Genomic DNA, 12,291 nt, shown 5'->3' on the forward strand with positions numbered 1-12,291 from the left:
CCGCTGGAGCGAGCGCGGCGGGAGTAGCCTCGCGGCCATGCATGCGATCACGATCCCCGAACCCGGTGGCCCCGAGGCGCTCGTGTGGGCCGAGGTGCCCGATCCCGTACCCGGCGAGGGCGAGGTCCTCGTCGAGGTGGTCTCCAGCGCCGTGAACCGCGCCGACGTGCTCCAGCGGCAGGGCTTCTACAACCCGCCGCCCGGTGCCTCGCCCTACCCCGGTCTGGAATGCGCGGGCCGTATCGTCGCGCTCGGTCCGGGGGTGAACGGATGGGCGGTCGGCGACGAGGTGTGCGCGCTGCTGGCGGGCGGCGGCTACGCGGAGAAGGTCGCCGTACCGGCGGGCCAGCTCCTCCCCGTACCGGAGGGCGTCGGTCTCGTGGAGGCCGCGGCGCTGCCCGAAGTGACGGCGACGGTCTGGTCGAACGTGTTCATGGTTTCTCATCTCCGGCCCGGCGAGACGGTGTTGATCCACGGCGGTTCCAGCGGGATCGGCACGATGGCCATCCAGCTGGCGAAGGCGGTCGGCGCGCGGGTCGTCGTCACGGCGGGCAGCCCGGACAAGCTCGCCCGCTGCGCGGAGCTCGGGGCGGACATCCTCATCAACTACCGCGAGCAGGACTTCGTCGAGGAGCTGCGCGAGAACACCGCCGGGGCGGGGGCCGATGTCATCCTGGACATTGTCGGCGCCAAGTACCTGGACAGGAACGTGCAGGCGCTCGCCGTGAACGGCCGCCTCGCGATCATCGGCCTCCAGGGCGGGGTCAAGGGGGAGCTCAACCTCGGCGCACTGCTGACCAAGCGGGCCGCCGTCACCGCCACCTCGCTGCGGGGCCGCCCGCTCGGCGAGAAGGCCGCCATCGTGGCCGCCGTGCGCGAGCACGTGTGGCCGCTGATCGGCGGCGGGGTGGTCCGGCCCGTCGTGGACCGTACGGTGCCGATGGAGGACGCCGCCGAGGCGCACCGCGTGCTCGAATCCAGCACGCACATCGGCAAGGTGCTGCTCGCCGCGCCGAAGGCCTGGGAAACGTCTCGTCCCTGAGCGGGCCGACCGCATGGAGCGGGGCCCGGTACACACCTCACGGCGTGTGCCGGGCCCCGCTCGGTCGCTACGGCTGATACGGATCGCTGTACCGATCCGGTGATTCGGACCCCTGCGGACCGCTGATACGGACCGCTACGGATCGCGGATGAGGGGTTCCGGGGCTGATAGGGGCTACAGAGCGGATACGGGTTACAGATACGGGCCCGAGCGGATCGGGCCGTGCGGGTCCCCGCCGCCCTCCTCGTCCTCGTGGCTCATCCCGGGCGGCAGCGCGCGGCGCATCTGCTCCAGCTGGGCGCGGGCCGCCATCTGCTGGGCGAACAGCGCCGTCTGGATGCCGTGGAAGAGGCCTTCCAGCCAGCCCACGAGCTGAGCCTGCGCGATCCGCAACTCGGCCTCCGAGGGCACCGACTCATCGGTGAACGGCAGGGAGAGCCGCTCCAACTCCTCGACCAGCTCAGGGGCCAGACCGTCCTCCAGCTCCTTCACGGAACTGGCGTGGATCTCCTTGAGCCTGACCCGGCTCGCCTCGTCGAGAGGAGCCGCCCTGACCTCTTCCAGAAGCTGCTTGATCATGCTGCCGATGCGCATGACCTTCGCGGGCTGTTCCACCATTTCTGTCACCGGGACCTCGCGCGACTCGTCGTCACTGGCACCGCCGCCGATAGCCATTCCGTCCTGGCCCACGACAAGGACCTGCGGATGCTCCTGCGACCGGTCATTCCTCGGCATTTCCATGCCGCCATTGTCTCGCACACGTGCCGTACACCACGGTGGTGCCCCCGGAAGCGGATGATCCACCGTCTCCAGGGGCACCGAAACGCGTCCCGTGTCCGCCCGGCGTCCCGGGCCGGTTCAGCCCGCGCGCCGGGCCAGCGTCAGCCGGGAGCTGGTGAGGGCGGCGGCGAGCAGCCCCGCCAGCACCGGGACGACCAGGGCGAGCAGCCCGATCGTCTCCCACGGCATCACGATCGGGGTGTACGCCGATTCCATCGGGTTCTCCCGCATGTCTGCCAGCGCTTCGCGCAGATCGGTCAGCCGCAGGGCGACCGCGGGCACGATGCCCGCCACCGTACCGAGCAGCACCCCGGTCAGAGCGACGACCAGACACTGGAAGCCGGACAGGGAGCGCCGTACGCCCGGGGGCGCTCCCACCGCGCTGAGCGTGGTGAGGTCGGCCTCCGCGTCGGCCTTGGACAGCCCGGTCGTGATGGCCGCGGCGCCCAGCGTCACCACTCCGGCGAAGAGGGCGAGGATCAGCAGGATCGTGTCGTCCTCCGACCGGGACATCTCGTCGGCGGTCATCACGTACGCGCTGTGCCCCGCCTGTTCGATCGCCGCAGCGACCGTCTGCCGCTCGGCGTCCGTCGGGTTGCGGTTGAGCTTGTAGAGGCTGCCGTAGTCCTCGGTGTGCAGGCCGAGCCTGTCCGCGGTCTTCTGCGGCATGATCATCCGGATGCCCGGGGTCGCCGCGTAACGGTCCGGCGCGACGTACACCTTGAGCCGGTCCGTGGTGGTGCGGGCCTCGCCGGGGTGCTGGGCGCGGTTCTTCTTGTCGCGGTCGTTGTAGGTGTGGACGGCCTTGAGGGTGATCTCGCCGTTCTTCGCGTACGCCGAGTTGAGCAGGACGGGTGTGCCCGCGGCCAGGGCCTTGGCCGCCGCCGGGTCGTCGAGCTTCACGTAGGAATCGAGCAGCGCGGCGTCCCCGACGACGATCTTGTTGTCGTCGGTGCCGAACGAGACGATGGTGTAGCTGGCGTCCATGCAGGCGGGGGAGTTCATCAGCCGCTTGTGCTCGTCGGCCGAGAGCCGCAGGGCGAGTTCCTTGGCGTCCTCGCCCTGGAGCGGGCAGGAGTGGCCCTTTCCGGTGGGCTTGACGATTTCGAGGGTGCCGCAGCCGTCCTCCTCCTCGTAGTACACCGAGCAGTCGCTCCCGGCCCAGACCCGCGCGATGTCGGCCTTCCCGCCGCCGACCGGGTAGTTCTGCTCCACGGTGGCCCGCATTCGGGGCAGGTCGGCCTTCTCCTCGAAGCCCATGGACATCAGCGCGGCGGTGCCGGGGGTGAGGTTGGGTATGTGGTCGTACGCCTGCTCCGCCGCATGACTGCTGGTGTACGTGGCGATGGCGATGCTGCCCGCGACGGCTGCCATGACCGCGGCGACGGCGGGGGCGGTACGGCCCCGGTTGCGGGCGGCGTCGCGCAGGGCGATCCGGGGTGTCAACGGCAGTCGGCGGCCGAGTCGGCCGAGGAAGCCGACGATCACCGGGATGCAGCCGAGGACGCCCAGTTCCGCGAGGACGGATCCCCCGGCGACCAGGTTGACCTCACCGCTGACGCCGCCGACGACCGCCAGGGCGACACCGACGCCGAGCGCGATGACGCCGATGACGGGCAGCACACGGGAGCTGCGGCGGGTGCCGCGCCGCCCGGTGAGCGACTCCAGGACGGGCTGTCGGCCCGCCACGATCGCCGGGGCGAGCGCAGCGAGGACGCCGGTGACCAGGCCGAGGACGGCGATGCCGAGGATCTCCCAGGGCCGTACGGTCAGTTCGCCGAAGCGGTTGCCGGTGTAGTCCTCGATCATCGGGCGGAACAGGGCGGTGAGGCCGAACCCGGCGCCCACGCCGACCACGGCGCCGACCCCGCCGAGTACCGCGCCGCCCGCGAGCACCACGGCCCGGACCTGGCTCCGGCTCCCGCCGCACGAACCGACCAGGCCCAGCTGCCTGCGCGAACGGCGGGCGCCCACGGCGAACGCCGGACCGGCCAGCAGCACGATCTCCAGCATGGCCATGGCCGCCACGGTGACGGCCGCCGCGGTCATCGCCGCATCCCCGTCGTCCCAGCCGGACATGTCCGCGGCCATGGGGACCTCGGAGTCCGGCGGCGGGTTCAGGGCGACCTGGCGGGACATCACCACGACGCCCCTCTCGTTGGCGGCAAGCACGTCCTGCCAGGTGACGCCCGCACCGGCCGGGCCCTGGACCAGCCACTTCCTGCCGTTCGCCTGGGGCGGCAGGATCTCCTTGTCGCGGCCGGCGGCCTTCCGCCACGGGGCGATGACCGCGCCCGGGGCGGCGAACAGGGACTCATCGCGCAGGTCCGCGGGCAGTTCCACCGCACCGGTGATGGTGTAGCCCAGCTCGGGACCGCGCACGGTGACCCGGTCGCCGATGGAGAGACCGGACGCCTCGATGAAGGCGTCGGTCGCCGCGATCTCGTCCTTGGCCTGCGGGAACGCGCCGTCGGTCAGTTCGACCCGGCCACGCAGCATCGGGTCGGCGACGCGCAGTTCGGTGATCCGGGTGTCGGTGACGCCATGACGGGTCGTCACGGAGGCGGGCGCGGACTGCTCGGTGAGGAACCGTGAGCCCTTGGGGAAGCTCGCCGGTACGTCTACGGGCTTGCGCTCGTCCTCGGGAAGCGGGTCCGGGGCGTTCTCGGGCGTCTGCCACATGACACCGTCGGGCATCTGTTGCAGCCGGACCGGGCCCATCCCCGGATCGATGAAGCGGGCGTCGGCCGAGCCGAGGTCCGCTGTCAGCCCCTCCGCCTTGGTGAGCAGAGCGCTGCGGTAGGTCAGGTCGGCGGCGGTCACACCGAGGACCGGCAGGGCGATCATCGTGACGACCAGGGCGCTGCGTCCCTTGGACCGCAGGGCGTCGCGCCTGGCTATGCGGAAGGCGACGCGCCATCCGGAGAAGACGCTCACTTGGCGCCCTCGGCGGTGTGGGCGGCGAGCAGCGAGTCGGGCCCGGTGGCCAGCGTCTGGTCGACGATCGAACCGTCGCGGAGGAACACGACCCGGTCGGCCCAGGCCGCGTACCGGGGCTCGTGGGTCACCATGACTCCGGCCGCGCCCTGGTCGCAGCGGGTGCGCAGCAGGGCGAGGACGGCCTCGCCGGTCTCGGAGTCGAGTGCTCCGGTGGGCTCGTCGGCGAGCACCAGGCGCCGGTCACCGACGAGGGCGCGGGCGATGGCGACGCGCTGCTGCTGGCCCCCGGACATCTCGTCGGGGAAGCGGTCGGCGATCGACTCCAGCTTCATCTCGGACAGTGCGGCGAGGGCCTCCTTGCGGGCCTTGCGCACGGAGAGCCCGTCGAGTTCGCGGGGCAGCGCGATGTTCTCGGCGGCGGTCAGGGCGGGGATCAGGTTGTAGTCCTGGAAGACGTAGCCGACGCTGCGGCGGCGCAGGGCGGCCATCCCCTTGGGGCCGAGGGAGGCGATGTCCTGGCCCTCGATGACGACCTGGCCGCTCGTGGCGGTGTCGAGCCCGCCGGCCAGGGTCAGCAGGGTGGACTTGCCGGAACCGGAGGGCCCCATCACGGCGACCAGCTCACCCGGGTGCACGGCGAGGTTGATCCCGCGCAGGGCGTGCACCTCGGCGATGCCGGATCCGTGGGTACGGGTCAGCGCCCGCAGTTCGAGTACGGGGTCACCGTCGGGCGTCCCGGAAGACGACTGTGCCGGTGTGGTGACGGGCGAGGACATGGTGGGTGGTTCCCCCTAGGAACGCGTGAACGGCAGGTGCGGCTGAACCGCACGGCCAGGTGTGGGTGGCGGCAACCGGGACCGGTGCGCCGGGCGGTGGCGGCGGCAACCCGACCGGTACCGCGGGGCGGTGGAGAGGCGGCGACGGTGGTGGCGGTGGTGGCGGTGCCGGCGGCGGGCCTCAGCGCCGGGTCCGGACCCGCTCGGCCAGTGCGCGGGCCGGGCCGCGGGTCGCCGCGTTGCCGGGCTCGGGCGAGGGGTCGGTGGCGGCGGCCTCGGCGAGCCGGACGAGCCGGGACTCGCAGTGGTCGAGCCAGCGGGCCTCGGCCTCCGCCTGGAAGATCAGCTGCTCGACGACGAGGAGCCAGGCGACCTCGTCCCGGTTGGCCGGGACGTCGGCCAGGGCCTGGGCCTTGAGCCGGGTGTAGTCCTGCATCGCCTTGAGGGTGTGGTGGCGCTGCGACTGGATGACCTCACGGATGTCGACACCCGGCGCTCCCACGGCCATGGCGAGCTTGATGGCCAGTTCGTCGCGGGGCGGGTTGGTGCGGTCCACCGGGGTCTCGAACCAGCTGCGCAGCTCGGTCCGGCCATCGTCGGTGATCGCGTAGAGGTCGTGTCCGGCGTCGTCCGCACCGTCCTGGACGACCATGCCGTCACGCTCCAGGCGGCTGAGCGTCGTGTAGACCTGGCCGACGTTCAGGGGCCAGGTGGAGCCGGTGCGCGACTCGAACTCGGTGCGGAGCTGTGAGCCGTAACGGGGGCCCCGTTCCAGCAGGGCCAGCAGCCCGTGGCGGATAGACATACTGAGTATGTATACCGAGTATGTCGGTGCTGGCAAGTGGCTCCGGCCTCAGCCCCGGGAGTGGTGACGCTCAGGTCGCGCGGCGCATACGGAATGCGAGGAAACCGAGCCCCAGACCGATCAGGGCGATGCCCGCCCCCAGCGAGAGCTGCTGCACCTGCCGTACGGCCGCGGCGTCCAGCGCCCGGCCGGCCCGCTGTCCCGGGTCGGTGAACGCGTCGGGCGGCGGAGTGAATACGGGCAGCTCAGCGCCGTCGTCGGCGATCTGCTCGGCCTCGTCGTGCTCTTCCGCCCCGACCGGGCTCTCGACCCGTGCGAGCTCCAGCGGCGTCAGCGAACGCCCGGGACGCGCCTTCCCCGCCCCGGCCTCGCGTCCGGCCAGGGGGGCGGACGAGCCGGTCACCTCGGGAGAAGCGGAAGCGGATGCGCCAGCGGAGGGGGGAGCGGAAGCGGAAGTGGAGGGGGAGTCGGACGCGGAGGGGGCGACGGCATCGGACGGCCCGGCCTCGGGTCCCGCTGGGTCTCCGGAACCCCGAGGGCCGGACGAGGGCGGGGGCGTGGTCGAAGGGAGCGCGGGAGGGGCCGCCGACCCCGTCGGGAGGGGCGCTGCGGAAGAGGCGGAAGCGGACGGGGTGACGGACGCGCCCGCGGCGGGGACCGACGCCCGGAGGGAGGGGGCGGCCAACGACGGACCGTCGGCTGCCGGTGCCGGTGCCGGTGCCGGTGCTGCCGGTGCTGCCGGTGCTTCCAGTGCCGGTGCGGCCGGCGCTGCTGGTGCTGCTGCCCGTGCTGGTGCCGCCGCTGCCGCTGCCCGTGCTGGTGCTGCCGCTGCCGCTGCCGTCACCGACGCCGCTGCCGCCGACGACCCGTGGGCGGGCCCGCCCAGCGGCCCCAGAGCCGCACCGGCCGCCGCCATCAGACAGACCGCGCACCTCGACGCCCACGCGGCCGGAAGTCCTGGAGCCATGAGATCAGCGTCACATGGGCCCTTCCATCCGGCATCCCGGATGCGGTATCCGGAATTCCGAGGCCGTCGCCGGTCCATGAAGAGCTACGCGAAGGGCAGACAAGGCCCCACAACGATCAGAACAGCGATCAGAAACGCGCAATGCCGCCGGGCCGCGACACCCGACCGACCGAGGTCAGGAGGCCCTGCCCGTGGAGACCTTCAGCTCGAAGTGGGCGCCGCGCTCGTCGACGGCCGCACCCGGGGACGGGAACTGGCCGACGACCTGGTCCTCGGCGTAGGTGTTGCCCGGCTCCTCGATCACCTTGATCGTCCAGCCCGCGGCGAGCGCGCACGACTTCGCGGACAGGATGTCCTTGTAGACGAACCTCGGCGCGCGGACCTTCTTCGGGTCGTTGGAGTCCTCGGAGGCGTTCGAGCACTCCGTCTCCTTCATTGTCCGGTTGCGCTCCGGCGGGCGGTAGCCCTCGTCCGTCGACTCGCTGGTGCCCGGGTCGCCGTCCTTGCCCGCCTGGTCGTCCTTGCCGCCCTGGAGGGCGATCGCGGTGATCAGGCCGCCGACGGCGAGCAACGCGACGACGATCGAGCCGACGATGACCGGCATGTTCCGCTTGGAACCGCCGCCGCCGGGGCCGCCGACGGACGTCGTGTGCTGCGGGTTGATCGTGTACGGCGGCGGGGTCTGGTGGGCCAGCGGGCCCGGGGTCGGGTAGCCCTGGGCCTGGGCCTGGGCCGCCTGCGGGTAGCCGTAGCTCGGCGTGGGCGCCGGGGTCGGCTGGTTGTACGGGCCGGACTGGTGGGGCTGCTGGGGCTGCTGGTGCGGGTGGGGCTGATACGGCGTCTGGACGCTCTGGGGGGCCGGGGTGGCCTGGTCGACCGGCGGGAACACCGCCGAGCCGACGCCCGAGCCGCTGCTGGCGGGTCCACCGCCCGCCACGATCATCGGGGCGCCGGTCTGCCCGCCGGAAGCGTTCAGCACGCGGGCGACCTCGTCGCGCATCGCCGCGGCGCTGGGGAAGCGCTCGTTCGGGTTCTTCTTGAGCGCGCGGGCGACGAGGGCGTCCATCGCCGGGGTGACCGACCGATTGATGCTGGACGGCGCGACCGGCTCCTCCTGCACATGCGCGTACGCGATGGCGAGCGGCGAGTCCGCGTCGAACGGAATCCGGCCGGTGAGCAGCTGGAAGAGCATGATACCCACCGAATACAGGTCGGACCGGGCGTCGACGCCGCGGCCGAGGGCCTGCTCGGGGGAGAGGTACTGCGGGGTGCCCACGACCATGCCGGTCTGCGTCATCGAGGTGACGCCGGACTGCATGGCCCGGGCGATGCCGAAGTCCATGACCTTCACGACGCCGCGCTTGGTCATCATCACGTTGCCGGGCTTGATGTCCCGGTGGACCAGGCCCATCTCGTGGCTGGTCTCCAGCGCGGCGAGGACGTCCGCCGTCACCTTCAGCGCCTTGTCGGCGGGCATCGCGCCGTGGCTCTGGATGTCGGAGGCCAGGACCGAGCCGAGCGGCTGGCCTTCGACGTACTCCATGACGATGTACGGCATCAGCGCACCGCCGAGCTCGTCCTCGCCGGTGTCGAAGACGGAGACGATGTTGGTGTGCTGGAGCTTGGCGACGGCCTGCGCCTCGCGCCGGAAGCGCTCGCGGAAGGACTGCTCGCGGCCGAGCTCGGTGTGCAGGGTCTTGATCGCGACCTGGCGGTCGAGGGCGGAGTCGTAGGCCAGGTAGACGGACGCCATCCCGCCTTCGCCGAGCAGGTCGCGCAGCTGGTAGCGGCCACCCGCGACCGCCCCGCCCGCGTAGCGGCCCTGTGCGCCGTCCTGGCTCATGACTTGCATCCCCCTCGGCGGCGCGCAGGCACGCGATGTTGCGGTGCACGCGATGTTCCCTGATTACGCGCCAAGTCTGCCCGAGGGGTCCGACACGTCAAGCCAGGTGCCCGTTCCGTGACCCTACGCACAAGAAGCGTCTCGGAAGCGTTACAGGAAACGCATCAAATTCAGGTGTAGGGCGCGCCGGGCGGTCGGATGATCGGACCGGGACGGAACCGGGGTGTCCGGCGGAGGCTGTAGCGTGACGTGTCAAGGCAGCAAGGCACCGTGAGAACCCGCGGACGCGCGGACAGAAACGACGGCGAGGACTGATGGCACCCGATTCCGAAGCAAACGGCGGCGGAGTCTCGGATGGCACCGACTCCTGGGGTGTCGGCGGCGTCGTCGGCGACGGACGGTACCGGATGACCCACCGGCTCGGCCGGGGCGGCATGGCAGAGGTCTACGCGGCGGAGGACGTCCGGCTCGGACGCACGGTCGCGGTGAAGCTGCTCCGCTCCGACCTGGCCGAGGACCCGGTCTCCAAGGCCCGTTTCACCCGTGAGGCACAGTCCGTAGCGGGCCTCAACCACCACGCGATCGTCGCCGTGTACGACTCCGGCGAGGACGTCGTGGGCGGCCAGACCGTCCCGTACATCGTGATGGAGCTGGTCGAGGGCCGCACCATCCGCGATCTGCTCCTGACCGCCGAGGCCCCGCCGCCCGAGCAGGCGCTGATCATCGTCTCCGGTGTGCTGGAAGCCCTCGCCTACTCGCACCAGCACGGCATCGTGCACCGCGATATCAAGCCCGCGAACGTGATCATCACGGACTCCGGCGCGGTCAAGGTGATGGACTTCGGCATCGCCCGCGCGCTGCACGGCGCGCAGTCGACGATGACCCAGACCGGCATGGTCATGGGCACCCCGCAGTACCTCTCCCCCGAGCAGGCGCTCGGTAAGGCCGTCGACCACCGCTCCGACCTGTACGCCACCGGCTGCCTGCTCTACGAGCTGCTCGCGCTGCGGCCCCCGTTCACCGGCGAGACCCCGCTCTCCGTGGTCTACCAGCACGTTCAGGACATCCCGGTGCCGCCGTCCGAGGTTTCGGACGTGGTACCGCCGGAGCTGGACGGGATGGCGATGCGGGCGCTGGCGAAGGACCCGGACGACCGGTTCCAGAGCGCCGAGGAGATGCGCGGCCTCGTCCAGTACAGCCTTCAGATGCTCCAGGTGCAGGGCGGCCACACGGGGACCTGGAACACCGGTCCCGTCGCGCTCCACGAGAGCGGCCACACCCCGTCGCACGGCATGACCGGGTCCACCCGGGCGATGGGTCACCCGATGCACGGGGACACCTCGCAGGGCCCGATTCTGCCGCCGTTCAACCCGGACGACGGGGGCTACGACGGGGGCTACGACGGTGGCCAGCGGCGTTCCGGCGGCGGGCGCGGCAAGACGTGGCTGTTCGTGGTCCTCGCGCTGATCGCGATCGGCGCCGGAGTCGCCTTCGCCCTCAACGCGGCGCAGGACAGCGGTGGCAAGGAGACGCCGACCACGCCGTCCACCTCGGTCAGCCAGTCCGAGGAGGAGCCTTCGGAGGAGCCTTCGGAGGAGCCGTCCGACGAGCCCGAGGAGCCGGACACCTCCGGCGGCGGGCAGACGCAGCCGAACCCGCCGCCGTGGACGCCGGACCCGACCCCGAGCCAGCCGTCCTTCAGCCCGTCCCCGGACCCCTCGGAGCCGGACCCCGGTACGTCGGACGGCAACACCAACGAGGGCACCAGCGGGGAGCCCAGCGGTGACCCCACCGGCCCGACCGCCGATCCCGGAACCCCGGGCGGCAACGGCGGCGAGCCCGGCGGAGCCGGTGGCGGCGACGACGGCGGTACGGGGAACACGCCCGACGACCCGTCGGCGGGCAGCACCACCTAGTAACGCACCACCGCACCACCCCGTATGCACCACCGCGCCACCCTGTGAGCCCGGCGTGCGCCCCCGATGGCGCGCGCCGGGCTCACAGCCGTCCGCGCACGCGCCACCACGGACCTCTCACCACGCACCGCACCCACGCAGACCGCCTACTCCGTGAAGGCCGCGCAGACCTCCTCGTACGCGCGCGTCCACCAGACCGCCAGGGCCGACACCGCGGGGAACTGCGGGTCGGCCCTGCGGTCGTCCAGGCGGTAGCGCCAGCGCAGTATCCAGAAGTCGTTGAGCCGCTCCCACCACACCCGGTGCACCGCAGCGGCCAGCTCGGCGGTCCCCGCCCCCGCCGCGCGCCGGTACGCGCGGGCGTACGCCCGTACTTTGGCGAGGTCCAGCTCCCCGGCCGGCCGGACGAAGAAGATCGCGGCGGCCCGTACGGCCTCCTCGGCGCGCGGCTGGACGTCCAGCCGGTCCCAGTCCACGATCGCGACGGGATCGGCGCCCCGGTAGAGCAGGTTCAGCGGGTGGAAGTCCCCGTGCACCCACCCGGTGGCGGGGCCGTCCGGGGCGGGCGGGCGGCGGTGGGCGTGCTGTTCGAGCAGGGCTCGGCGCTCCACCAGCCGGTGAACGGCGAGTTCGTCGAAGGCGTCGCGGGGGGCGCCCCGGCCGCCCTGCCCGCGCGCGGCGGCCAGCAGGTCGTCGATCAGTGCGAAGGTGTCGGTGGGGTCCGGGCTGCGGTGGGCCGGCCGGGCGGGGCCGCTCGCGGACCGGGGACCGTCGCGCGGCGCCATCACCTGCTCCAGGCCGGTGTGGACGGTACCCAGCAGCGTCCCGAGCCGTCGGGACTGGGCGAGGGTCAGCTCGGCGCCGACCCGGTGCAGCCCGTCGACCCAGGGGTGCAGGGCGTAGCAGCGCTCGCCGACCACGGCGACGGTGTCGCCCCGGGTGTCCGTCAGGGGCGGGACGACGGGCACGCCGAGCGACTGGAGGCGTTGGGTGGCGCGGTGCTGGCGGACGATCGCGGCGCGCTCGCCGGTGGCGTCGTCCAAGTGCTTCTTGTCGAGATGGTGCTTGAGGAAGTACGCACCGCGCGTGGTGGAGACCCGGTACCCGTGGTTCAGCAGGCCCTTGGTGATCGGCTCGCAGGCGAGCGGTTCGCCCACCTCCGGGTAACGGCGCAGCACCTCGCCGACCGGAGGAACAGGCGGGCGGGTGACATATGAGCGCA

10 protein-coding genes are annotated in these 12,291 nt (G+C 72.3%); 3 read left to right on the forward strand and 7 right to left on the reverse strand.

All coding sequences use genetic code 11. The annotated features are described in order from the left end of the window. The first annotated feature begins 37 nt into the window (after positions 1-37). On the forward strand, positions 38-1,042 hold the full coding sequence (locus ACZ5WC_RS11030; protein WP_468540481.1) for an NAD(P)H-quinone oxidoreductase: 1,005 nt from the start codon (positions 38-40) through the stop codon (positions 1,040-1,042). Positions 1,043-1,234: 192 nt separating this feature from the next. Here the strand turns inward: ACZ5WC_RS11030 and ACZ5WC_RS11035 are convergent, their stop codons facing one another. The 5 genes from ACZ5WC_RS11035 to ACZ5WC_RS11055 all read right to left on the reverse strand — a co-directional run bounded on the left by ACZ5WC_RS11035 (position 1,235) and on the right by ACZ5WC_RS11055 (position 6,746). Continuing rightward, complete coding sequence (locus tag ACZ5WC_RS11035) at positions 1,235-1,783, reverse strand: bacterial proteasome activator family protein (protein WP_468540482.1); 549 nt, start codon at positions 1,781-1,783, stop codon at positions 1,235-1,237. Between the two features lie 117 nt (positions 1,784-1,900). Beyond that, positions 1,901-4,759, reverse strand: a complete 2,859-nt coding sequence (locus ACZ5WC_RS11040; RefSeq protein WP_468540483.1) for an FtsX-like permease family protein — start codon at positions 4,757-4,759, stop codon at positions 1,901-1,903. Then, positions 4,756-5,538 carry an ABC transporter ATP-binding protein gene (locus ACZ5WC_RS11045; protein WP_468540484.1) on the reverse strand — a complete coding sequence of 261 codons (783 nt, stop codon included), beginning with the start codon at positions 5,536-5,538 and terminating at the stop codon, positions 4,756-4,758. Before ACZ5WC_RS11045 ends, ACZ5WC_RS11040 begins: the two co-directional genes overlap by 4 nt. Before the next feature lie 181 nt (positions 5,539-5,719). Next, on the reverse strand, positions 5,720-6,343 hold the full coding sequence (locus tag ACZ5WC_RS11050; RefSeq protein ID WP_468540485.1) for a PadR family transcriptional regulator: 624 nt from the start codon (positions 6,341-6,343) through the stop codon (positions 5,720-5,722). A 70-nt stretch (positions 6,344-6,413) separates the two neighbouring features. Further along, positions 6,414-6,746: a hypothetical protein gene (locus tag ACZ5WC_RS11055; protein ID WP_468540486.1), complete on the reverse strand. Its 333-nt coding sequence runs from the start codon at positions 6,744-6,746 to the stop codon at positions 6,414-6,416. 302 nt (positions 6,747-7,048) lie between these two features. Here ACZ5WC_RS11055 and ACZ5WC_RS11060 point away from each other — a divergent pair, with 302 nt between their 5' ends. Further along, complete coding sequence (locus tag ACZ5WC_RS11060) at positions 7,049-7,312, forward strand: hypothetical protein (RefSeq protein WP_468540487.1); 264 nt, start codon at positions 7,049-7,051, stop codon at positions 7,310-7,312. A gap of 173 nt (positions 7,313-7,485) precedes the next feature. Here ACZ5WC_RS11060 and ACZ5WC_RS11065 read toward each other — a convergent pair whose 3' ends face one another. Further along, the gene (locus tag ACZ5WC_RS11065; protein WP_468540488.1) at positions 7,486-9,153 is read right to left on the reverse strand and encodes a protein kinase domain-containing protein; all 1,668 of its coding nucleotides are present in this window, start codon (positions 9,151-9,153) and stop codon (positions 7,486-7,488) included. Positions 9,154-9,467: 314 nt separating this feature from the next. Here ACZ5WC_RS11065 and ACZ5WC_RS11070 point away from each other — a divergent pair, with 314 nt between their 5' ends. Further along, a complete protein-coding gene (locus ACZ5WC_RS11070; RefSeq protein WP_468540489.1) occupies positions 9,468-11,069 on the forward strand; it encodes a protein kinase domain-containing protein in 1,602 nt (533 codons plus the stop codon). A 146-nt stretch (positions 11,070-11,215) separates the two neighbouring features. Here ACZ5WC_RS11070 and ACZ5WC_RS11075 read toward each other — a convergent pair whose 3' ends face one another. After that, positions 11,216-12,247 carry a phosphotransferase gene (locus ACZ5WC_RS11075; RefSeq protein WP_468540557.1) on the reverse strand — a complete coding sequence of 344 codons (1,032 nt, stop codon included), beginning with the start codon at positions 12,245-12,247 and terminating at the stop codon, positions 11,216-11,218. Positions 12,248-12,291 lie beyond the last annotated feature (44 nt).

The organism is Streptomyces sp. NPDC033165 (genome assembly GCF_055577965.1).